Origin of the sequence: Serratia sp. C2(1), assembly GCF_036352655.1 — a bacterium.
GTDB lineage: Bacteria > Pseudomonadota > Gammaproteobacteria > Enterobacterales > Enterobacteriaceae > Serratia > Serratia inhibens.
Genome location: NZ_JAZFBA010000003.1, coordinates 234,814 through 254,454, shown reverse-complemented (window position 1 = coordinate 254,454; position 19,641 = coordinate 234,814). Strand labels below are relative to the sequence as shown.

The window sequence follows — 19,641 nt, the reverse complement described above, 5'->3', positions numbered from 1 at the left end:
GGAATGAAAGTTACTTGCATTGCAACAGAACTGAACGCTAGCCAAAAGCAGGTAATGGGTCTTAATAATAATGAGGAGCCGAGTTATCCGTTTATTATTGGTGATAGCTATACCGTCTTAGGTATCCACAGCCAGTTAGGATATTACGCCGGCACGATGTTACATATGGCCAGCCCTAGTGGGTATATTCTTCCGACGCCATTATGCCTTTTTGATGTTGTTGATGATCGTCCATCCAGATACTGGAAGATCCAGAAATATAACGAACACCAAATTACACTCTGGCCGGAAGAGTTTTATCAAGAATACTTCCATGATGATCTCAGTGATGGTGTGCCTGAAGTGGTTGAAATCTATAACCGGGTTGTTGAACGGTTAGAAAAAGAGTTCGATTAAGAAGGGATCCCGGCCAACTGACCGGGATCTTTGGTTTTTAAGCTCTAAAAACATCCACCTCCCGCCGCTGCAACCGGATCACACCCGTTGTGGCGGTGATCTCCAGTTGTTCCGTATCGGTGATGTCGGATCCGGCCAGCCAGTCGCCACCAATCACTAGTTCACCGTTCTGCCGCACCCAGTCAGCCCCTAGATCTGGGCGGTGCTGGCTGGCCTCGCACAGGGCGTTCCAGGTGGCATCATCGGTGACGATGGTGATCCACAGGCCATCCGGCCACAGGGTGAGTTGCAACGGTTCACCGATGCCAAAGCCCAGCTCGGCTATCCGAGCTATGCTGGAACAGAAGACAAGCACCTGTTCCAGTACGGAGAAGGTGATAAGCTGAATGACAGCCAGCAATTTGTTCGCAACCAGTATGTGGTTGAGCTGAGCGATAAACTGGGTGTTGAGGTCGAGACTGCTCGTCGGATCACGGAAGGTATGTCGTTGGCAACGTTGGTTGTGGCGGCGAAGAATGGTAAGGATCTGCCGGGTAAGGCTAAAGATACTGGGATCTGGACGGCAACTAAGAAAGCAGATCCCGTAGCCAATGCTTACGGCCATTGGGATAAACATAAAAAAGAGTTCCCTGAGTATCAGAATGCGAAGCAGTATGTTGATGCAACACATAACTTTGTGAGTAATCCTCCACCGGGAACAATGATTAAAACTCGTCCTAACGGTGAAACGGTATATTACAATCCAACGACGAACACATTTGCAGTAAAAAGAACGGATGGTGTTCCTAGAACTATGTTCAAACCCGATCCTGCAGATCATGGATATAAAACAAATCTGGACTATTTCAATGCACAGTAAAAATGATCTTTATATATGTCGAGTCTGTGGGGCAGAGCAGTTAGATGCTCCTTGGGGAGATGATGGGAAAAATGCGTCTTTTGATATATGTGATTGCTGTGGGGTTGAGTTCGGGTATGAAGATGCGACTTTAGTAGGAATTCGGCGCTATAGAGAAAAGTGGGTGTCAAATGGAGCTAAATGGAATATAGCAAAGTCTAAACCAGAAAATTGGTCGCTAGATGAACAATTGAGAAATATACCTAAAGAGTATGTTTAAGTGTATTAGCAATCAGCAGCAAAGATCCCGGCCAACAGGCGGATCTTTGCTTTACGCTCTTAGCGTTGAGATCCATAAAGGAGATCAATTTCATCTGGACAATAAGCATAAGAGTCATCTTTATATTATTGATAATAAATATAATTTTAGATTTTTATTAAATATGGATGGTTCAGTTAATCCAGATAAAACGAAAGCAGCGGCGGCCGAAGGGCGGAAATTACCTAAATGATTAAAGAAATTAATTTTGATGAATTAAAAGACATTTATCTTCACTTGTCGAAGGTGATGTCAAAAGAGTCAATAGATCAAGGTGATCTGTTGATTGATTACAATGATAAACAAGATGCTTCATTCGTGCGTGGGCTTGAATTTCTTAGAGATGCTAAGGAATTATTAAAACAGGCCAAGTTGAATGATGACAAAATCGCAATGCAAGCGGCACTGGTTTATATCAGAGTGTATGCGATGGGTTTATCAAGTTTTTTGATGCGTTTAAAGAAGATGCAGATGCCTTATTAAGGTCTTCAGAATGGCCTGACATACCAGAAGATTATCAAGTTCCTGAACAGTACAAGTATCCACATAAATAAAACAAGTATCCCGGTCAACTTGAACCGGGATCTTTATGTTTACGCTCTAAAAATCCCTTGTTCTTGCTGTGAGATCTCAATCCTGCCCGGCGCAGTAGTGGCGTTGATGTGCTTCGGCTTGGTGAAATCAAACTCGCTCAGCCAGTCTCCGGTGATAATCAGTTCGCTGCTGTAATGTACCGATATCCATTTGTGATTGAGTGTCACAGATTGGCGGTAGCATGTTAACCAATACCGCTAAGCTGCAGCTTAAACCCGCACTTCCCCAATCCTCTCCAGCGCATCTACCACCAAATCCCAGAACCTGTCTTGATCCAGCGTTACCGCTACCTGCGTGTGGCAGTCCGGCGGCGGCGGGGCACGAAAATCGGCCACGGTCATGCCCAGCGTCAGGGTACCGGTCAGTTCGATATCCACCGGCACCTTACGCACCGTCATCACTTCAGGGTCGATCACGTAGGCCACCGCGCAAGGGTCGTGTACCGGCGGCGCGCTAAAGCCCTGCGCCTGTTGGTACATCTTGCCGAAGAATTCGAGCAGTTCGCCGACGAAGTGCGCGGGCCCGGTGCCGATGGTGGCAATGCGTTCGCACACCTCCGGCGTGGCAAGCGCCTGATGGGTCAAGTCCAGCCCGACCATGGTCAGCGGCCACTTTTCATTAAATACGATGTGCGCCGCTTCGGGGTCGATCTTGATATTGAATTCCGCCACCGCGCTCCAGTTGCCCACGTGATAGCCGCCGCCCATCAGCACCACTTCCTTTACCCGCTCGGCGATACGCGGTTCTTTGCGCACCGCCATGGCAATGTTGGTCAGGCCGCCGGTCGGCACCAGCGTCACGCTGCCCGGCGGATGCGCCATCAGTGTATCGATGATCAAGTCCACCGCATGGCGCGGTTCCAGCGCCAGGGTCGGCTCCGGCAGTGCCGGGCCGTCAAGGCCGGATTCACCGTGAATGTCGGGCGCCACTTCAATCTGCCGCACCAGTGGGCGCGGGCAGCCGGCGGCAAAGGGGACGCCGGTAATATTGGCGATACGCGCGACGGCCAGCGCGTTGCGGGTGACCTTATCCAGCGTCTGGTTGCCGACCACGGTGGTCACCGCCAGCAGTTCGATCTGCGGGTTGCCCCAGGCCAGCAGCAAGGCAATGGCGTCGTCATGCCCAGGGTCGCAATCCAGTATGATTTTTTTCATTTTTATTCCCGATGCAGAGGAGAGGTGTTCGCAGCTTAGCGCAGCGGTGCAGAGCGGAGTAATGCCAATGGTGCTTTTGTTCATCGCTTCCAGGCACGGCCAAGGCTGCGGTGTAATTAAACGTAAATCCGCGCGCCGGCGCTTTACCCTGGAGTGGAGTCCATGGTTTACATTGCTGCTTGGTGCGACACAGAAAGGGGGGAAATCATGACAAAGAACGGATGGGCGCTGGCTGCCGTGCTGGCGGCAATGGGATTATGGACGCTGCTGGCCTGGGGCGTCTCCGGCGTGCTGGGCTGGTTGCCTGCACTGGTGGGCTTGGCGGAAAGCGGATCGGCGCAGTTGACACCCCAGTTTACCGGTTTGCTCAGCCTGGTACCGCAGACCTTGCTGGAGGGCTGGTTGCCGATGCTGCAAGAACTGGGTCGCTGGCTGGCCGGCTCTTTCCCGCTGTTGCTCACCTGGGCGGGCTATGCCCTTTGGTTAATCTGGGGGCTGGGTATGCTGGCGCTGTTGCTGCTTGGCGCTCTGGCGCGCCGTTTTCTGCTCAGCGGTAGCCCTGATAGACTTCCGCCACGCGCTTGAAGTATTCCGTCAGGTAGTCGATGCACACCTGCACCTTAAGCGGCAGCTTGTCTTTCTCGGTGTACAGGGCGTACACCGGGCGAGGATCCGAGTGATAACTTTTGAACAGGATCTCGATCTCGCCGCGTTTGATCTCTTCGATCACCCACATCAGTGGTGCATAGGCGATGCCGGCCCCGGCTTTCAGCCAGCGGATCATGGTTTGCGAATCGTTGGTGACAAAGCGCCCTTGCGGCGAGATGCGCGTGGTGATGCCTTCGGGCGCGATCAGTTCGAATTCGCTGTCCGGCCGCACGCTGTATTCCAGCCAGGAAAAGTTGACCATGTCGCTGGGTTTCTGCGGCGTGCCGTGCTGGCTGAGGTAACTTTTAGCGGCGCATATCACCATCGGCATTGAACCGAGACGTTTGGAGAACAGGCTGGAATCTTGCAGCGCGCCGGTGCGGATCACCACATCCAGCCCGTCGGCAATCAGGTCCGGTGCCGGAATACCGGTCACCAGGTTCACCGTCAGACCGGGATATTCCTTCAGCATATCGGCGGTCATGGTCGCCAGCACGTTTTGCGCCATGGTGGACGAACTGCCGATGCGCAGCGTGCCGGTCGGCGTATTGTTAAACGCGTACAGCTGTTCGTGCACCTCGCTCACTTCCTGCAGCATGCGGCGGCAGCCCTGATAGTAAATTTTCCCGGCTTCCGTCAGGCCAATGCGGCGCGTGCTGCGGTTGAGCAACTTGACCTGCAGCTCATTCTCCAGTTTGGAGACGGTCTGGCTGATAGACGAAACGCTCATATCAAGCTGGCGCGCAGCCGCCGTAAACGACCCGCATTCAACGACTTTAGCGAATACCGACATCCGTTTTAGTCTTTCCATTATTCACTCTGGCTTAAAAGTGATTTAGATCACAGATTGTTGATGAGTTGATAGTAAGCACGCTAATATAAACCGGTCGGGTGGAAAGACCTTCCCAACGCGTGAGTGCAATCGGCAGTGCAGCTTGGCCGATCCCTCCGGTATCCTCGCAATCCCTATCGCGGATGTATGCCCCTGAGTTTATCCTTTTTTCAGGTTCCTGACCTGTCTGGGCCTAAATTTGTGGTGCGCGTCAGCTAACATGTAAAGAGAATGTGAATGAGAAGAAAGGGTAACACCCGGTGCAGTGAACAATAAGGAAAAATGAATGAGTTTGCTTCCGGTTATGGTCATCTTTGGACTGTCGTTTCCCCCGATATTTTTTGAGTTGCTGGTATCGCTGGCGCTGTTTTTTTTGCTGCGACGCCTGCTGCAACCCACCGGGCTTTACGATTTTGTCTGGCATCCGGCGCTGTTTAATACCGCGCTGTATTGCTGTCTGTTCTATCTGATTTCACGTCTTTTCGTTTGAGGTCGCTGTGAAAAATTTCTCAATAAAAATAGTTCGAATCGCGATCACTTTGTGTCTGGTCCTGTTAGCGATCGTCGCCATATTCAAAGCCTGGGTGTTCTACACCGAATCCCCCTGGACGCGTGACGCCAAGTTTACCGCCGACGTAGTGGCGATAGCGCCGGACGTCACCGGCCTGCTGACCGACGTGCCGGTGGTGGATAACCAACTGGTGAAAAAAGGCCAGGTGTTATTTGTTATCGACCGGCCGCGCTATGAGCAGGCCCTGGCGGAAGCCAGCGCCGACGTCGCCTATTATCAGACGCTGGCGGCGGAGAAAAAACGTGAAGCCGGCCGCCGGGTGCGTTTGGGCGTGCAGGCGATGTCGCAAGAAGAGATCGACCAGGCCAACAACGTGCTGCAAACCGTGCAGCATCAGTTGGCGAAAGCCGTGGCGACCCGCGAGCTGGCGCAGCTGGATCTGGAACGCACCACGGTGCGCGCCCCGGCCGACGGCTGGATCACCAACCTGAACGTCCACAGCGGTGAATACATTACCCGTGGTTCGGTCGCCGTGGCGCTGGTGAAGAAAAACACCTTCTACATTCTGGCCTATCTGGAAGAAACCAAACTGAATGGCCTGAACAAGGGCGACCGTGTGGAAATCACCCCGCTGGGCAGCAACCGCATCATGCACGGCACCGTCGATAGCGTGGCCGCCGCCGTTAACAACAGTAGCAGCACCGTGAACAGCAAAGGGTTGGCGTCTATCGACAGCAACCTGGAGTGGGTGCGCCTGGCGCAGCGCGTACCGGTTAAAATTTTGCTGGACGACAAAGACCAGTTGCATCCGTACCCGGCCGGCACCACCGCGACCGTGGTGATCACCGGCAAGAACGATCGCAAGGCCGACAGCGGCTCGCCTTTTGTACGCCTGATGCATCGGCTGCGTGAGTTTGGCTAATGAATAGCCCAACGTTTATTCGGCTGAGATTTGCTTTCAAGCTCAGCTTCGCGATTGTGTTTGCCCTGTTTGTCGGTTTCCATCTCAATTTGGAGACCCCGCGCTGGTCGGCGATGACCGCCGCCATCGTAGCCGCCGGCCCGGCCTTTGCGGCGGGTGGCGAGCCGTTCTCCGGCGCTATTCGCCACCGCGGCTGGTTGCGCATTATCGGTACCTTTATCGGCTGTTTCGTCGGCCTGGTGATTATCGTCTCCACCGCACGCGCGCCGGTGGTGATGCTGCTGTTGTGCTGCATCTGGGCCGGATTTTGTACCTGGCTCTCTTCGCTGATCAAGGTTGAAAACTCCTATGCCTGGGGCCTGGCCGGGTATACCGCGCTGATCATCATCGTGACGACTTCCACCAGTGAAACCAACCTGCTGGAAGCGCCGCAGTTCGCCGTGGAGCGTTGCAGCGAGATTGTGCTGGGGATCGTCAGCGCGGTGCTGGCGGATCTGCTGTTTTCGCCGCGTTCGATCAAACTGGATATCGATCGGGCGGTGGACAAGCTGCTGGTGGATCAGTACCTGCTGATGCAGATGTGCGTCAGTAACGCCGAGAAAGAAGACATCGACCGCGCCTGGAGCAACCTGGTCAAAAGTACCACCGCGCTGAACGGCATGCGCAGCAACCTGATGATGGAGTCGTCGCGCTGGCAGAAGGTCAACCGGCGCGTTCGGGCGCTGCACACCCTGTCGCTGACGCTGATTACCCAGGCTTGCGAGACTTATCTGATCCTGCTGAATCACCCGGATGCGGTGAAGGAAAATATCCGCGAACTGCTGATGGTGCCGGCGGAAACGCCGCAGGAGATCCACAAGCGCATGAAGTTGCTGCGCCAGGTACTGACCACCAACCGCACCGACGAGACGCTGCTGACCATTACCAGTTGGGTGGGCGCGGCCACGCGTTACCTGCTGTTGGCCAAAGGCGTGCATACCAACAGCAGCATCAGCGCAGTGGAAGAAGATGTGCTGAGCAGTGAAGTGGTGGTCAAACCGACCTCGGCGGAAGGGCATCACGCCATGATTAACGGCCTGCGCACCTTTGTGGCGACGGCGTTTGGCAGCCTGCTGTGGCTGTGGACCGGCTGGACTTCCGGCAGCGGTTTTATGGTGATCATCGCGGTGATCACTTCGCTGGCGATGCGTACCCCGGCGCCGCGCATGGTGGCGATGGACTTTGTGCTGGGCATGCTGGCGGCGATCCCGGTCGGTTCGCTGTTCTTTATGGTGATCCTGCCGGCGACCCAGCAGAGCATTTTATTGTTGTGCCTCAGCCTTGGTTTGCTGGCGTTTTTCATCGGCATCGAAGTGCAAAAGCGGCGGCTGGGTTCGCTTGGCCTGCTGGCGGGGACCATCAATATTTTGGTGCTGAGCAACCCGATGGAGTTTAACGTCACCCAGTTTCTCGACGGCGCGCTCGGCCAGTTCCTTGGCAGCTGTGTGGGGCTGATGGTGCTGCTCTTGATCCGTGACAACTCGCGTGAGCGCACCGGCCGCACGCTGCTGAACCAGTTTGTCGGCAGCGCGGTCTCGGCGCTGACCACCAAGGCGTCGCGCCGTCGGCAGAACCATCTGCCGGCGCTTTATCAGCAGCTTAATAAGCTGTTGATGATGTTCCCGAACGACATCGCCAAGTACCGGCTGGCGCTGAACCTGATCATCGCTCACCAGCGCATGCAGCGGGCGGAAATCCCGGCCAGCGAGGAGCTTTCGGCCTTCCATAAGCAGATCCGCAATACTGCCGACCACGTGGTTTCGGCCAAGAATGACGTGAAACGCGCCTATTATTACGATCGGCTGCTGAGCGAGATGAACGACTATCAGCAAAAGTTGGTGGACTATCAGGCACCGCTCAGCGTCACCGGCCCGGTAAAACGCTTGGCCGACATGCTGCACCGTTATCGCCATGCGTTGATCGACTGATGCGCCGAGGCCCCTGATGCGCTCATCCGGGGCTATACTTGCCTGAGACAGCCTGGTTTCAGAGTTGCACTGAGTGTCAGGCGCACGGGAAAATGGCATGATAAGCATGAATGGGTGATGCAGATTGTTAAGGCATGGGTTCCCTGAAGTGAAAATGTTACCTGCCGGTCATCTCTGATTCATTTTTTTCATCTATAAATCCAACGGGCATGGGTGCTGATGCACCTCTGTCGGCACTCAGTCAGGGACAGTAATGAACAAGCGGATCCTCGTGGCGATCGTCATCGCCGTTGTGATAGCCGGTTTTAGCGCTTTGCGCGGTAACGATCGGGTGATTGCCAACGTGCCTGCGGTGGCCGAAGGCCAGAGCATTGACCAACTGACGCAGCAAAAAAGGGTGGTGAGCTACCTGCAGCAGCATCAGCGGCTGCCGGACTATTACATCACCAAAAAGCAGGCGCGTGAACAGGGGTGGGATGCGCGCAACGGCAACCTGTGTTCGGTTCTGCCGGGCAAAGCGATTGGCGGCGATCGTTTCTCAAACCGTGAAGGGCAACTCCCTACCGCACGCAGCAGGGTATGGCGCGAGGCGGACATTAATTATCAATGCGGCCGGCGCGGGGCCGATCGCCTGTTGTATTCCAGCGACGGCCTGATTTTTGTCACGCGTGACCATTATAAAAACTTCATTCGGGTGGAGTGAATTTGATGGCAAAAGTAGAGTTCGATTTTAATCAGATCCACGATTTGCCGGCGTTCTATCGCGATTTTGCGCATAAATTTGCGCTCGGTGATGCCTTCGGCGCCAATCTGGACGCGCTGTGGGACGTGGTGACCGTCGATATCGGGTTACCGGTCGAGATTGAGTTTACCCATCTCGATGCCCGTAGCAAACGCCGCTTCGGCGCGATTATCCTGCTGTTTGAAGAGGCGGAGGAAGAGCTGGAAGGCAGCCTGCGTTTCAATATTCGTGAAAGCAGCGGTGAACCTGCACATCACCGGGGATGAAACGGGTTCATCCCATGGTGACGGCGGCGATCATTCGGCGGTCTCGGCCAGATCGCGCAGGTACTGGAAGATTTGACGGTAGGCTTTCGGCGGCTTGTTAGCGGCCTTCTCTTTCTGCGCGTTACGCACCAGTGCGCGCAACTGCTGGCGATCGGCTTCCGGGTACAGGGCCAGGATAGACGGGATCGCGTCATCGCCTTCTTCCACCAAACGGTCACGCAGCGCTTCCAGCTTGTGGAACAGTGAAACCTGCTGGTTGTGGCGGTTCTTCAGCTTGTCGAGCGCGGTTTGAATCGGCTCTACGTCGCGGGCGCGCAGCATCTTGCCAATCAGTTGCAACTGGCGGCGGCGGCCTTCTTTCTTGATCTTCTGCGCCAGTTCAACGGCTGCGCGCAAATCTTCGTCCAGCGGGATGCGTTCCAGCGCGTTCTTACCCAGTTCGACCAGTTCGGTCCCCAGGTCTTTCAGCGCTTCGGCATCACGTTTAATTTCACTTTTACTGACCCAGATAATCTCGTCATCGTCCTCGTCTTTGTTCTCCGGGACATCGTCGAGCCAGTCTTCAGGCTGTTTGTTCATGGTAGGCTCCGTTAAAAAGAGGCTAATCCTAACAGGTTGCCGGCTTTATGCGAAATTCCACGCGGTTCCTGTTAGACTCAAAAGCATAAATCACATGATTTTTGCGCGTGACTCCGCGCGCAACCACGCCGCCACGGCACTTTTCTCAACGATTTTCTGATTAATTATGGCAGATTGATGAAAGTAGTCACTCAAGTTGCAGAACAGCGCAAGGCGCTGGAACAGGCCGTTTCACAGGCTCTGGAGCTGGCGCGCGCCGGTTCCGATGCGGCAGAAGTTGCCGTAACCAAATCTACCGGTATCAGCGTCAGCACCCGCTTTGGCGAGGTGGAAAACGTCGAGTTCAACAGCGATGGCGCGTTGGGCATTACCGTGTATCACCAGCAGCGTAAAGGCAGCGCGTCTTCCACCGATCTCAGCCCGGACGCCATTGCCCGCACCGTGCAGGCGGCGCTGGATATCGCCCGTTACACCTCTGCGGATCCGAACGCCGGCCCGGCGGAAAAAGACCTGCTGGCGTTTGAAGCGCCGGATCTGGATCTGTTCCACCCGGCGGAACTGGATGCGGAGCGCGGCATCGAGCTGGCTGCCCGCGCCGAGCAGGCATCGTTGGCAGCGGACAAACGCATCACCAATACCGAAGGCGGCAGCTTTAACAGCCACTACGGCATCAAGGTATTCGGCAACAGCCACGGCATGTTGCAAAGCTACTGTTCAAGCCGCCATTCTCTGTCGAGCTGCGTGATCGCCGAACACAATGGCGATATGGAGCGTGATTACGCTTATACCATTGGCCGCGCCATGGGTGATTTGGCAAGCCCTGAATGGGTGGGCGAGGAGTGTGCCCGGCGCACGCTGTCGCGCCTGGGGCCACGCAAGCTGTCCACCATGACTGCCCCGGTGCTGTTTGCCTCTGAAGTGGCGACCGGTCTGTTCGGGCACCTGGTTGGCGCTATCAGCGGCAGCAGCGTCTACCGTAAATCCACCTTCCTGCTGGACTCGCTGGGCAAGCAGATCCTGCCGGACTGGCTGACCATCGAAGAGCACCCGCACCTGTTGAAAGGGCTGGCCTCCACGCCGTTCGACAGCGAAGGCGTACGTACCCAGCGGCGTGACATTGTTAAAGACGGTGTGCTGCAAACCTGGCTGCTGACCAGCTACTCGGCGCGTAAGTTGGGCATGCACAGCACCGGCCATGCGGGTGGCATCCACAACTGGCGCATTGCCGGGCAGGGCCATGACTTTGCCGGCATGCTGAAGCAGTTGGGTACCGGCTTGGTTGTGACTGAGTTGATGGGCCATGGCGTTAGCGGCATTACCGGCGACTACTCGCGCGGCGCCGCCGGTTTCTGGGTAGAAAATGGCGAGATCCAGTATCCGGTCAGCGAGATCACCATCGCCGGCAACCTGAAAGACATGCTGCGCAACATCGTCAGCGTGGGCAGCGATATCGAAACCCGCAGCAATATCCAGTGCGGTTCCGTACTGCTGCCGGACATGAAAATCGCCGGCCAGTAATACCGGCCAAGGCTGGCCGCTCCGGTTGCCAGCCTCTCTCCTTTCCCTCCGTTATAACCTTGCTTACAAATCTCTTGTTCCGGTTTTCAGCGCCCTTGCTTATGTTTAGGTTGAACAAAAGCCTATACCCTATGAATGTCGAGCGGCAGCCAACAATGCTGCAGCTTGAAAGGCAGCGGGTGGATAAAATAATAACTGGAAGGTGAGCAAGCATGTCGAACAAACTGAAAGCATTGATGGCGTTGGCGCTGCTGGGTGCCAGTTCATTGGCGGTCGCAGCCGATCTGGCCGATGATATGGACACCATCGCCGGCAATTACAAAACGGTGCTGAGTACTGACTCAACGGACACTCTGAAGCAGAGCCTGCAGAACATGCGCGCCGCCGCGCTGGATGCGAAGCAATCCACGCCACCGAAACTGGAGGATAAAGCGGCCGGCAGCCCGGAGATTAAAGATTTTCAGCATGGGCTGGATACGCTTATCGGCCAGATAGACCAATCGCTGGCGCTGGCCAATCAGGGCAAGCTGGCCGAAGCCAAGCAGCTCGCACAGGGTTTCAAGCAAACCCGCGACGTTAACCACAAGAAGTTCCGCTAAGCCTTTTCGCGCCGTTCCGATCCCAGATAGCAGGACGGCGCCTGTCCCAACACGCGGCGAAACATGGTGGCAAAAGCCGCGCTGCTCTCATACCCCAACTCCAGAGCGACCTGCGTTACGCTGCTGCCTTCCGCCAGCTGAGCCAACGCCAGCACTACGCAGGCCCGTTGTCGCCATTGTGAAAATGACATCCCCGTTTGCGCGCGAAAGAATCGGCTGAAAGTACGGATGCTCATGTACAGGCGCGTGGCCCATTCCTGTGGCGAATCGTGCGCGTTGGGCTGAAGCAGGAACAGCTGGCACAGCTCACCCAGCCGCCGATCGACGGGAAGGGGGATATGCAGCGGCAGGGATTGCAGTTGGGCAAGCTCATGAAGCAGCAGGAAAACCAGCGCGCCGTCGCGGCCGTCCGGATCGTACTCCAGCGGCATATCCACCACCGCCATCAAGAGTTGGCGCATCAGCGGCGTAACGCTGACCACCTGACAAACCTGCGGCTGAGAGGCCAGCAGTGCGGCCGGTTCAATGTACAGGCTGCGGGTGGTGACGCCGATCATTCTCACTTCATGCGGCATCTGCGGCGGCAACCACACCGCCCGCTGCGGCGGCACAATCCAATTCCCCTGTTGGGTAAATACGTGCATTACGCCGGTGGCGCCATAGAGCAACTGAGCGCGGCGGTGGCTGTGCATGGGCAGTAAATGGCCCGACGGGTAGTCGGTGCCGATGGCAATCACCGACCTTGGCACATGGTCGATGTCATCAATGCGTACGTTGCGCATAATCCTTATCGGAGCAGTTTGGCCGAAATGCAATGATAGTTGGCCTTTCATATAAAGCAAGCCATTGTTCATAGCTCTACTATCAGGGCAGAAAAATAACGCTGCCTTGGTGGCGAGGTATTTTTATTGTTGATTAACCCCTTTTTAATTTAAATGCCGGGGCCGGGCGGGTTATCTCGTCTGCATCATACAAGAAGTTAATAAGGAATTATTTTATTCCAACACCTGAAGCAATAGTTCTTCTTTTAATGCTGTAACTATAAGGTGATATTTCATGTATAAGATCGGTGTGATTGGCGGTGGGGCGGCAGGTATTTCTTTTGCCTACAACTTTATCAAGAATAAGTCTGTTAATAATTGCAACAAGCATCTTTCCCTGAAGGTATTTGACAAGCAGGGGTTCAATGGCGGTATGGCCTACAGCAGCGATTTTGACAGCCATATTTTAAATATGACGCCAGAAAATATGTCGGCGGATATTTTTGACAGCGCACATTTTTCCGATTGGATCACGACGCATTTTCGGCGATACGGTAAAGACCGCTATCCACCCCGCTGGCTTTATAAAGAGTATCTCGATTTTATTCGCGACAAGGCGGTGTTTATGGCGGCTGCCAGCAACGTCACGCTGAACTTCGTGACCGCCGAAGTTGAGGAGATAGGTTCGCACCCTGGAGGATATCTGCTGACAACGGCCTGCGGGGCCGCGGAGCAGATGAATGCGGTAGTGCTGTGCTCGGGGCATAACGAGCCGGCGAGCCTCTACCCGGTTGACGGGGTGATTGCCTATCAGGCCAATCGGGATCTGCCCGCCATCAATCCTGCATCGGCAGTCGGCGTGATTGGCTGTAGCCTGACGGCGATCGACGCCATCATTGAGCTGATCGAGCGGGTAGGGGCGAGCGATATTTCCGTCCTGTCGCGTTCCGGGTTGTTCCCCAGCGTACAGCCTGCGCTGCTGCGTGCACCACCGTCAGAATTCAGGCAGCGGCTGAGTCGCTTTGTCGCCGACAATCATTATATTGATGCGCACCAACTGGTTCATGTGATTAACGCGGCGCTCGAGGAATATTACCCAGGGCAGGAACGACTAACGGTGCTGTCTGCAATGGGGGCCGAAAGGGATTGCTATCGTGACCTGGCCGAAAGCCTTGATCGGGCACGCTTTGCCCGTGAGCATATCTGTAGCTATCTGGCAGCGATTCACCCGGCCGTATGTGAAGCCTGGGTAAAAATGGATGAAAATAACCGACAGATCTTTATGCGCTTCTATAACTCTTCCTGGATGCGCAATCGGCACGCCATGCCACTAAAAAATGCCTATAAAATTATTACGGCGCTAGAGAGCCAACGTTTGCGTGCCTTTGGTGGGGTGGTAAATATAGAGAAAGAGGGGCAGGGTTTTAAAACCCTTTGCCACAATGCGGAGGTGCACAGCCAATATTTGCTTAATTGTACCTCGCCCTCATACCAACTGAAGTTAAGTCGATTAAATAAAAAGATGCTTCAGGGCGGCCTGGTACAGGAAAATATATTCGGTGGCGTAAAATGCAATCCATTTACGTTAAAAGTGTCGGATGAAAAAGGCAATGAGCAGGATCTTTATTCTCTTGGTGCCCCTGCCAAAGGCGAGCTTTTTTATACTTCAGCGATGGAGTCCATTACCCGTGATATCAGAAAAATAGTTTTCAATAACAGCATGTTTAATGCAAAGAGGGCGGAAGCATGAAAAACGTAGCGCTATTTGTTGGCAACGATATATTTTCCTGGCTGGCATGTCAGGATGTTATTAGCGCCTTAAACAAGGAATGCACCTTTAGGGTTTATTTTCCACTGGCGAAAGCCGCCGGCCGGCTGCAGGAACCTGAAGTTCGCCAGCTTGCCTTGTATGAACGTGAAGTGCTGAATGACTTCGTTTTCCCCTTTGTCAGCGGAAATGCCGATGCCTGCGAGGGCTCTTACCAGCCGCCGCAGGTTTTCCTGGCCGGCGCCGGCGTCACGGCGCACCGTATTGCAGACATCAATGACGCCACTTTTATCAGCAGTCTGGGTAATATGGACGCGGTGGTTTCTTTGCGCTGCTACCAGAAATTTTCCGCGGATTACGTCCGAGCCTTCAGCCAGCGTGGCAAGCTGCTGTGGAATCTTCATCCGGGCGACTTGCCGCATTACCGTGGCGTGATGACGCTGTTCCGCGCCATGATGAACGGCGAGAAAAACGGCGCGTTAACGTTGCACGAAATGGATGAACACTGGGATGCCGGGCCGGTGCTTGCCCGCTTGCCGGTCGAATTGCGTTATGAGCTGTCGTTTTTGGAAAACATGATGCTGGCGGGCATGCGGTCCGGTGCCTTTTTAGCGAGGCAGCTAATGCGCGCGGGCGAACGCAAGTCGCTTATTGTCGAGCGGCAGGGTAATTACCGCTATTGGGGATTTCCGGATGCGCTGACTCTGGCGCAGGCGGCGGAAGCCGGGATTGAGCTTATCGATCATGATGCCATTCGCCGGCATTATCTGGCGCTGTTTGTCGGCGACGAGTTCCATCCACTTGCCGGCCAGTTCTCTGCCGGTTTCGACGATTTCATCCGGGCGCATGGCCATGATTGAAACGTTGATTATTCTCGGTGCCGGTTTTATTACCGGCATCACCACCATCTTGTTCGGCTTTGGCGGCGGCTTTGTGGTGGTGCCCTTTGTCTATCATCTGGTGTCTTCCTCAGGCGAACAGCCGGGCCAGGCGATGCATATCGCCGTAGCGACCTCGACGGCGGTGATGATCCTCAATTCGGGTTACGCCACCCTAACCAACTGGCGTAGCGGCAACCTGCTGCGTGAAACCATCATCCCACTGATCTTTTTCATCAGCATTGGCGCTGCACTGGGCGCTTTTGCCTCCACGCTGCTGGCGGACAATGTGGTCAGGCTGCTGTTCGTGATTTATATGCTGGTGACGATTGCGGATTGTTTGTTCAGGCAGGGTTTTTTGGTCAAACCGGCGCGCGCGGCGCTGTCAAAGATGACGTTGTGGGTCGGTGGCCCACTGATTGGGGTGATCGCCACTATGCTCGGCGTGGGGGGCAGCGTGATGACGGTGCCTTTATTGCGTCGGCATGGCTATGAAATGAAGCACTGCGTCAGCGCGGCCAATCCCTTGTCGATTCCGGTCGCTGTCATCGGCGCACTGATGTATATCGGTTTGGGCTGGCAGGAAATGAGCGGGCCGCACTATCTCGGCTACGTCAACCTGACCATTCTTGGGCTGCTGGTGGCGGCCGGCATTGCGGGGATCGTCTTTGCCAAAAGGGCGTTGCCGAAGGTTAATGACAAGCTGCACGCCAGAGTTTACGTGCTGTTGCTGGTGGTGGTACTGATCGCCATCAGCCTGTAAGGCCCAGAAAGGGCGGTATGAACACCGCCCTGAATTACCGCTTAGCGGTGGTATTCACCCGCCGCTTCCGGCTGGTACAGCAGTTCCAGCACTTCGATCCGCGCTTCTTCGCCGTTCGGCAACTGCCAGGTAATCTGGTTGCCTACATGCATACCCAGCAGCGCTGCGCCCAGCGGCGCCATCACCGACAGCTGTTCGTGGCTGTCCTTCAGCGAGGCCGGGTACACCAGCGTGCGCACGTGCTCTTCTGCGGTATGCAGATCGCGGAAACGCACGCGGCTGTTCATGGTCACCACGTTGGCCGGGATTTGGGCCGGTGGCAGGATTTCGGCGCGATCCAGTTCGTCGTTCAGCGCGATGGCGACGTCGGTGTTGGCAAAGGCCGGTTTTTCCAATAGCGCATCCAGGCGTTCCGCATCCAGCTCATTAATAGTAATGGTTGGTTTGGTCATTCCACTCTCCAGTCAAATCAAAGGGCGCCCGTTTTCGCGCCCATAAATTCGGAAAAACAGCACAAAAGCAACGCCCCCGCGCCAGAGGAACGGGGGCGTTGCTGATGTCGAATTGTCTTACCGATAGTAGGCGGTTAAGCGGTGAAAAGAAAGAGATCCCGATCACGAAGCTTTTCACCGCTACCGAGAGAACGGGAAACCCGTTGTGGCATTATCTTTTTGTAATTTAATTAAATTATCTTAAAAGTGCTTATTGTGCGAAATGGATCCCTGCCAACCATTGAATTTCCACTTTAAACTGGAAAAAAAGCGGCTACACAGAAATTCTCCCCGGGGTTAGGGTAAGGCATCAAAGAAAGCGGGTAATACCCGTCGCCTTTCAAGCCGCAGCACTGTTGGCTGCAACTTGAAATTCACAGGGTATATTCAAGTGATGCATTGTGCGACTTACGAATAATGTTGGAACCAGGGGTATTGAAAAGTGAATGAAGGATCTGTTGCGATGGAAAAAAATGAAGGGTCTGACATCAGCGAGGCTGGGGCGATCACCGATCAGGTGCTGGCCGATATTACCGCCATGCTGAATGCAGAAGGCATTTATACCAATGCGGTGCAGCAACAGATGCTGGAATCGCATATTCGCGCCATGGTACTGCGTTCAATCACCGGTGAGCCCTTGCCGGAAGTCGATAAATCGCTGTTTGACGAGATTTCAGAGGAATCGATGAAAATGGCGGAGCGGGTGGTCGATAATTTTGCGACGCTACCTATCGAAGAAGCTTATTTGCTTTCTGTGCATTTTGAAGTGGCAAAAGATAATAACCAATAGCATTTAACGCATTCATATCATCAGGAGAAAATAGCATGGGTCAAATTACCGTAGTGATTGGCGATCGTTTGGGAAAAGGCCAGAAAGTCGGCCAGGGCATTGAAACGGCAGGCGGGAAAGCCATCGTGATCCCTGGCGTAGCGGCGGATATGAAGCTGGGTGACGTAATGAAAGCGGAAGGGGCGCAGTTGGGAATTTCCTTCTGCGGTAGCGGCGGTGCCGGGGCAATTACCGCGCAGACCAAATACGGCTACAAAGCAAAATACGGCATGCGCTCCATTGATGAAGGCGTGACGGCAATCAATGAAGGTTATACCGTGCTGGGTTTTGGTTTTATGGATAAAGAAGAGCTGGGCCAAAGATTGGTGGAAGCCTACATCAAAAAACATGGCAACCCGTAATGAAAGAACAATATACCACATCGGTAAAGGTGGAGGGCAAAGGGGACAGCAAAGCGAAAGCTTTTGCTTCCGCTTTGGCTAATGTGCAGGGCAGGGTATTAAAATCCACCAGCAATATTCTGCTGCGCATTGAACCGCAGGATGTCAGCGTATTAAAAGCGGAAGAGAAAATAACAAAAGAGAAATTTCTCTTTTTCTTTTTACCGCGAGAAAGAAAAGTCTACACCGTGATGCTGGAAATAACCGTAAACGTGACAATGATCAATACAGAAAAGGTTGTCTTCGTCACGAAATAAAAACGTTAGCATATACCCGTCATACTTGAAGCTGTCTCTGTGTTAGCTGCGTGCGTTCACCCCAGTCACTTACCTGAGTAAGCTCATGGGGACTCCCGCACTGGCTGCCTTGGTACAACTCCAATTATTTAGGGTATAAATCAAAGGGTATACTGATGTTTTTAATCATCTTATTTAAGTCGCTTATTATTGGCGGACTGGTGGGGGTTGGCGTAGGGGCCGGCGCCGCACGCATGTTCCATGCTCCGACGACGCAGGGCATGGGCGCCTTCCGCACCCTGGGCGAGCTGAATTCCTGCGAAGGCGATCCGGCTTCCCACTTCTCTTTCGGCCTGGGTTTCTTCTTCAACGCCTGGGCGTCTTCCGTGGCGGCGGGTGCCTTCACGCAGGACGTTGACCACCGCATCATCCCTCATTGGGGCGCGGCAGCCTTGATGGTCAAGAACCGCAACCTGGCGCAAACGCTGCATGATCCGAAAAAAATGGCTATCGCCTGCGGCGTTATCGGCATGCTGGTGGTGGCGTTCCTCAATACCACCGCTTCCGCAGTGCCCGCTGCGCTGCAGGTTACCGCAATCAAAGTGCTGGTGCCGGCGGCCAACCTGCTGGTGAACACCGTGATGCCGGTGATCTTCTGGCTGGCGGCGATCGACGCCGGGCGTCGCTCCGGTTTCTGGGGCACCATTTTCGGCGGCCTGGCGCAACTGATTATGGGTAACGCCGTACCGGGTTTGGTTCTGGGCATCCTGATCGGTAAAGGCGTGGAAGAGAGCGGTTGGAATAAAATCACCAAGATCATGATGGCGGTGATCGTGCTGCTGTTCGTGCTGAGCGGTTTCTTCCGCGGCTTCGACATGAAAGTCCTCGAGTCCTTCAGCCTCGGCGTGCCGGGCTGGCTGGACACCATTCACAACACCCTGAGCGGTAAATAAGGAGCGGGATGATGGAAGAACAAACCCAAAAAGGCTTCTGGTACGCCGACTGGTCATTCCCGATTTTTGTCGGCCTGCTCTCGTCCGGCGTGTTTGCCGGGACGCACATGTATTACCTGTATGGCATAGGTGCGTTTAACGAAGTGGCCTTCGTTTCCATGCTTCGCGCCGGGATGGACACCGGTGTTTACGGTGCGGTGGCGGCATTCGGCGCCAGCTTCCTGTTTGCGCGCATCATTGAAGGTTCGCTGGTGGGCATTCTGGATATCGGCGGCGCGATCCAGACCGGTGTAGGGCTGGGCGTTCCGGCGCTGTTGCTGGGCGCGGGGATTATCTTCCCGGTCGCCAATTTTGCCGCTTCGCTGGTGACCGGCCTGGTGATTGGCCTGGCGATTGGCTATCTGATCATTCTGGCGCGTAAATTTACCATCAACCAGAGCAACTCCACCTACGGCGCAGACGTGATGATGGGAGCAGGCAACTCCTCCGGCCGTTTCCTGGGGCCGTTGATCATCCTGTCGGCGATGACCGCATCCATTCCGATTGGCGTAGGTTCGCTGCTTGGCGCGCTGTTGTTCTATATCTGGGGCAAGCCAATCACTGGCGGAGCGATCCTTGGCGCAATGCTGTTAGGGGCCATTTTCCCGGTAGCCATTGCTTAATCACCGTTCCAGAG

Annotated in this window: 26 protein-coding genes and 1 pseudogene; 21 read left to right on the top strand and 6 right to left on the bottom strand. The window is 54.7% G+C overall.

Annotation, left to right across the window (positions count from 1 at the left end):
- Positions 1-3 precede the first annotated feature (3 nt).
- Positions 4-396: a hypothetical protein gene (locus V2S86_RS19275; protein ID WP_330763736.1), complete on the top strand. Its 393-nt coding sequence runs from the start codon at positions 4-6 to the stop codon at positions 394-396.
- Positions 397-433: 37 nt separating this feature from the next.
- Here the strand turns inward: V2S86_RS19275 and V2S86_RS19270 are convergent, their stop codons facing one another.
- Positions 434-712: a hypothetical protein gene (locus tag V2S86_RS19270; RefSeq protein WP_442996087.1), complete on the bottom strand. Its 279-nt coding sequence runs from the start codon at positions 710-712 to the stop codon at positions 434-436.
- Positions 713-931: 219 nt separating this feature from the next.
- On the opposite strand from V2S86_RS19270, the pseudogene V2S86_RS19265 reads away from it, so the two are divergent.
- The 4 genes and pseudogenes from V2S86_RS19265 to V2S86_RS19250 form a co-directional block, all read left to right on the top strand.
- A pseudogene (locus tag V2S86_RS19265) lies at positions 932-1,255 on the top strand (VENN motif pre-toxin domain-containing protein); the annotation flags it as partial.
- Entirely contained in the window at positions 1,245-1,514 is a 270-nt protein-coding gene (locus V2S86_RS19260) for a hypothetical protein (RefSeq protein ID WP_126529059.1), read from the top strand. The pseudogene V2S86_RS19265 and the gene V2S86_RS19260, both read left to right, overlap by 11 nt.
- Positions 1,507-1,746 carry a hypothetical protein gene (locus V2S86_RS19255; RefSeq protein ID WP_330763735.1) on the top strand — a complete coding sequence of 80 codons (240 nt, stop codon included), beginning with the start codon at positions 1,507-1,509 and terminating at the stop codon, positions 1,744-1,746. Before V2S86_RS19260 ends, V2S86_RS19255 begins: the two co-directional genes overlap by 8 nt.
- Positions 1,743-2,036 carry a hypothetical protein gene (locus V2S86_RS19250; protein ID WP_330763734.1) on the top strand — a complete coding sequence of 98 codons (294 nt, stop codon included), beginning with the start codon at positions 1,743-1,745 and terminating at the stop codon, positions 2,034-2,036. Before V2S86_RS19255 ends, V2S86_RS19250 begins: the two co-directional genes overlap by 4 nt.
- 320 nt (positions 2,037-2,356) lie before the next feature.
- On the opposite strand, the gene uriH is transcribed toward V2S86_RS19250, so the two are convergent.
- Positions 2,357-3,301, bottom strand: a complete 945-nt coding sequence (uriH, locus tag V2S86_RS19245) for a uridine-preferring nucleoside hydrolase UriH (protein ID WP_330763733.1) — start codon at positions 3,299-3,301, stop codon at positions 2,357-2,359.
- Positions 3,302-3,508: 207 nt separating this feature from the next.
- On the opposite strand from uriH, the gene V2S86_RS19240 reads away from it, so the two are divergent.
- Entirely contained in the window at positions 3,509-3,886 is a 378-nt protein-coding gene (locus V2S86_RS19240; RefSeq protein ID WP_330763732.1) for a hypothetical protein, read from the top strand.
- Here V2S86_RS19240 and aaeR read toward each other — a convergent pair.
- Positions 3,849-4,760, bottom strand: coding sequence for an HTH-type transcriptional activator AaeR (gene aaeR / locus V2S86_RS19235; RefSeq protein ID WP_004948619.1), 912 nt, complete (start codon positions 4,758-4,760; stop codon positions 3,849-3,851). The two genes, V2S86_RS19240 and aaeR, sit on opposite strands and share 38 nt — an antisense overlap.
- A 307-nt stretch (positions 4,761-5,067) precedes the next feature.
- Between aaeR and aaeX the strand changes: the two genes are divergently transcribed.
- The 5 genes from aaeX (at position 5,068) to V2S86_RS19210 (ending at position 9,189) form a co-directional block, all read left to right on the top strand.
- Positions 5,068-5,271 (top strand): p-hydroxybenzoic acid efflux pump operon protein AaeX, encoded by a 204-nt coding sequence (aaeX, locus tag V2S86_RS19230; RefSeq protein WP_330763731.1) that lies wholly within the window; start codon positions 5,068-5,070, stop codon positions 5,269-5,271.
- Between the two features lie 7 nt (positions 5,272-5,278).
- Complete coding sequence (gene aaeA, locus V2S86_RS19225; protein WP_330763730.1) at positions 5,279-6,214, top strand: p-hydroxybenzoic acid efflux pump subunit AaeA; 936 nt, start codon at positions 5,279-5,281, stop codon at positions 6,212-6,214.
- Positions 6,214-8,181: a p-hydroxybenzoic acid efflux pump subunit AaeB gene (gene aaeB, locus V2S86_RS19220; RefSeq protein ID WP_330763729.1), complete on the top strand. Its 1,968-nt coding sequence runs from the start codon at positions 6,214-6,216 to the stop codon at positions 8,179-8,181. The genes aaeA and aaeB overlap by 1 nt, the downstream gene beginning before the upstream one ends.
- Before the next feature lie 253 nt (positions 8,182-8,434).
- On the top strand, positions 8,435-8,884 hold the full coding sequence (locus V2S86_RS19215; RefSeq protein WP_004948611.1) for a ribonuclease: 450 nt from the start codon (positions 8,435-8,437) through the stop codon (positions 8,882-8,884).
- A gap of 5 nt (positions 8,885-8,889) precedes the next feature.
- The gene (locus V2S86_RS19210) at positions 8,890-9,189 is read left to right on the top strand and encodes a barstar family protein (RefSeq protein WP_330763728.1); all 300 of its coding nucleotides are present in this window, start codon (positions 8,890-8,892) and stop codon (positions 9,187-9,189) included.
- Positions 9,190-9,219: 30 nt separating this feature from the next.
- Here the strand turns inward: V2S86_RS19210 and yjgA are convergent, their stop codons facing one another.
- Complete coding sequence (gene yjgA, locus V2S86_RS19205) at positions 9,220-9,768, bottom strand: ribosome biogenesis factor YjgA (protein ID WP_330763727.1); 549 nt, start codon at positions 9,766-9,768, stop codon at positions 9,220-9,222.
- A 177-nt stretch (positions 9,769-9,945) separates the two neighbouring features.
- Here yjgA and pmbA point away from each other — a divergent pair, with 177 nt between their 5' ends.
- Both pmbA and cybC read left to right on the top strand, forming a co-directional pair.
- Positions 9,946-11,286 carry a metalloprotease PmbA gene (gene pmbA, locus V2S86_RS19200; RefSeq protein ID WP_330763726.1) on the top strand — a complete coding sequence of 447 codons (1,341 nt, stop codon included), beginning with the start codon at positions 9,946-9,948 and terminating at the stop codon, positions 11,284-11,286.
- Between the two features lie 212 nt (positions 11,287-11,498).
- On the top strand, positions 11,499-11,885 hold the full coding sequence (gene cybC, locus V2S86_RS19195; protein WP_330763725.1) for a cytochrome b562: 387 nt from the start codon (positions 11,499-11,501) through the stop codon (positions 11,883-11,885).
- Here the strand turns inward: cybC and V2S86_RS19190 are convergent.
- On the bottom strand, positions 11,882-12,667 hold the full coding sequence (locus tag V2S86_RS19190; RefSeq protein WP_330763724.1) for an AraC family transcriptional regulator: 786 nt from the start codon (positions 12,665-12,667) through the stop codon (positions 11,882-11,884). The two genes, cybC and V2S86_RS19190, sit on opposite strands and share 4 nt — an antisense overlap.
- 274 nt (positions 12,668-12,941) lie before the next feature.
- Here V2S86_RS19190 and V2S86_RS19185 point away from each other — a divergent pair, with 274 nt between their 5' ends.
- From V2S86_RS19185 to V2S86_RS19175, 3 genes are read left to right on the top strand one after another with little or no spacing between them, the layout of a single operon-like run.
- Entirely contained in the window at positions 12,942-14,396 is a 1,455-nt protein-coding gene (locus V2S86_RS19185; RefSeq protein ID WP_330763723.1) for an FAD/NAD(P)-binding protein, read from the top strand.
- Positions 14,393-15,274 (top strand): formyltransferase family protein, encoded by an 882-nt coding sequence (locus tag V2S86_RS19180; RefSeq protein ID WP_330763722.1) that lies wholly within the window; start codon positions 14,393-14,395, stop codon positions 15,272-15,274. Before V2S86_RS19185 ends, V2S86_RS19180 begins: the two co-directional genes overlap by 4 nt.
- A complete protein-coding gene (locus V2S86_RS19175) occupies positions 15,267-16,055 on the top strand; it encodes a sulfite exporter TauE/SafE family protein (protein ID WP_020439860.1) in 789 nt (262 codons plus the stop codon). Before V2S86_RS19180 ends, V2S86_RS19175 begins: the two co-directional genes overlap by 8 nt.
- A gap of 41 nt (positions 16,056-16,096) precedes the next feature.
- Here the strand turns inward: V2S86_RS19175 and rnk are convergent, their stop codons facing one another.
- Positions 16,097-16,507, bottom strand: a complete 411-nt coding sequence (gene rnk / locus V2S86_RS19170) for a nucleoside diphosphate kinase regulator (RefSeq protein WP_006317121.1) — start codon at positions 16,505-16,507, stop codon at positions 16,097-16,099.
- A gap of 502 nt (positions 16,508-17,009) precedes the next feature.
- On the opposite strand from rnk, the gene V2S86_RS19165 reads away from it, so the two are divergent.
- From V2S86_RS19165 to V2S86_RS19145, 5 genes are all read left to right on the top strand, one after another.
- Positions 17,010-17,336, top strand: coding sequence for a glycine dehydrogenase (locus tag V2S86_RS19165; RefSeq protein ID WP_330763721.1), 327 nt, complete (start codon positions 17,010-17,012; stop codon positions 17,334-17,336).
- A 35-nt stretch (positions 17,337-17,371) separates the two neighbouring features.
- Positions 17,372-17,737, top strand: coding sequence for a glycine-rich SFCGS family protein (locus V2S86_RS19160; protein ID WP_006317119.1), 366 nt, complete (start codon positions 17,372-17,374; stop codon positions 17,735-17,737).
- Positions 17,737-18,033: a DUF4312 family protein gene (locus V2S86_RS19155; RefSeq protein WP_330763720.1), complete on the top strand. Its 297-nt coding sequence runs from the start codon at positions 17,737-17,739 to the stop codon at positions 18,031-18,033. Before V2S86_RS19160 ends, V2S86_RS19155 begins: the two co-directional genes overlap by 1 nt.
- A 155-nt stretch (positions 18,034-18,188) precedes the next feature.
- Positions 18,189-18,965, top strand: a complete 777-nt coding sequence (locus V2S86_RS19150; protein WP_006317117.1) for a DUF4311 domain-containing protein — start codon at positions 18,189-18,191, stop codon at positions 18,963-18,965.
- Between the two features lie 11 nt (positions 18,966-18,976).
- Positions 18,977-19,627: a DUF4310 family protein gene (locus V2S86_RS19145; RefSeq protein WP_006317116.1), complete on the top strand. Its 651-nt coding sequence runs from the start codon at positions 18,977-18,979 to the stop codon at positions 19,625-19,627.
- Positions 19,628-19,641 lie beyond the last annotated feature (14 nt).

Excerpts from the sequence above, each read along its gene's own strand:
- V2S86_RS19275 (WP_330763736.1), top strand. The coding sequence starts at position 4 with ATGAAAGTTACTTGCATTGCAACAGAACTGAACGCTAGCCAAAAGCAG.
- V2S86_RS19260 (WP_126529059.1), top strand. The coding sequence starts at position 1,245 with ATGCACAGTAAAAATGATCTTTATATATGTCGAGTCTGTGGGGCAGAG.
- V2S86_RS19255 (WP_330763735.1), top strand. The coding sequence starts at position 1,507 with ATGTTTAAGTGTATTAGCAATCAGCAGCAAAGATCCCGGCCAACAGGC.
- V2S86_RS19250 (WP_330763734.1), top strand. The coding sequence starts at position 1,743 with ATGATTAAAGAAATTAATTTTGATGAATTAAAAGACATTTATCTTCAC.
- uriH (WP_330763733.1), bottom strand. The coding sequence starts at position 3,301 with ATGAAAAAAATCATACTGGATTGCGACCCTGGGCATGACGACGCCATT.
- V2S86_RS19240 (WP_330763732.1), top strand. The coding sequence starts at position 3,509 with ATGACAAAGAACGGATGGGCGCTGGCTGCCGTGCTGGCGGCAATGGGA.
- aaeR (WP_004948619.1), bottom strand. The coding sequence starts at position 4,760 with ATGGAAAGACTAAAACGGATGTCGGTATTCGCTAAAGTCGTTGAATGC.
- aaeX (WP_330763731.1), top strand. The coding sequence starts at position 5,068 with ATGAGTTTGCTTCCGGTTATGGTCATCTTTGGACTGTCGTTTCCCCCG.
- aaeB (WP_330763729.1), top strand. The coding sequence starts at position 6,214 with ATGAATAGCCCAACGTTTATTCGGCTGAGATTTGCTTTCAAGCTCAGC.
- V2S86_RS19215 (WP_004948611.1), top strand. The coding sequence starts at position 8,435 with ATGAACAAGCGGATCCTCGTGGCGATCGTCATCGCCGTTGTGATAGCC.
- V2S86_RS19210 (WP_330763728.1), top strand. The coding sequence starts at position 8,890 with ATGGCAAAAGTAGAGTTCGATTTTAATCAGATCCACGATTTGCCGGCG.
- yjgA (WP_330763727.1), bottom strand. The coding sequence starts at position 9,768 with ATGAACAAACAGCCTGAAGACTGGCTCGACGATGTCCCGGAGAACAAA.
- pmbA (WP_330763726.1), top strand. The coding sequence starts at position 9,946 with ATGAAAGTAGTCACTCAAGTTGCAGAACAGCGCAAGGCGCTGGAACAG.
- cybC (WP_330763725.1), top strand. The coding sequence starts at position 11,499 with ATGTCGAACAAACTGAAAGCATTGATGGCGTTGGCGCTGCTGGGTGCC.
- V2S86_RS19190 (WP_330763724.1), bottom strand. The coding sequence starts at position 12,667 with ATGCGCAACGTACGCATTGATGACATCGACCATGTGCCAAGGTCGGTG.
- V2S86_RS19185 (WP_330763723.1), top strand. The coding sequence starts at position 12,942 with ATGTATAAGATCGGTGTGATTGGCGGTGGGGCGGCAGGTATTTCTTTT.
- V2S86_RS19180 (WP_330763722.1), top strand. The coding sequence starts at position 14,393 with ATGAAAAACGTAGCGCTATTTGTTGGCAACGATATATTTTCCTGGCTG.
- V2S86_RS19175 (WP_020439860.1), top strand. The coding sequence starts at position 15,267 with ATGATTGAAACGTTGATTATTCTCGGTGCCGGTTTTATTACCGGCATC.
- rnk (WP_006317121.1), bottom strand. The coding sequence starts at position 16,507 with ATGACCAAACCAACCATTACTATTAATGAGCTGGATGCGGAACGCCTG.
- V2S86_RS19165 (WP_330763721.1), top strand. The coding sequence starts at position 17,010 with ATGGAAAAAAATGAAGGGTCTGACATCAGCGAGGCTGGGGCGATCACC.
- V2S86_RS19160 (WP_006317119.1), top strand. The coding sequence starts at position 17,372 with ATGGGTCAAATTACCGTAGTGATTGGCGATCGTTTGGGAAAAGGCCAG.
- V2S86_RS19155 (WP_330763720.1), top strand. The coding sequence starts at position 17,737 with ATGAAAGAACAATATACCACATCGGTAAAGGTGGAGGGCAAAGGGGAC.
- V2S86_RS19150 (WP_006317117.1), top strand. The coding sequence starts at position 18,189 with ATGTTTTTAATCATCTTATTTAAGTCGCTTATTATTGGCGGACTGGTG.
- V2S86_RS19145 (WP_006317116.1), top strand. The coding sequence starts at position 18,977 with ATGGAAGAACAAACCCAAAAAGGCTTCTGGTACGCCGACTGGTCATTC.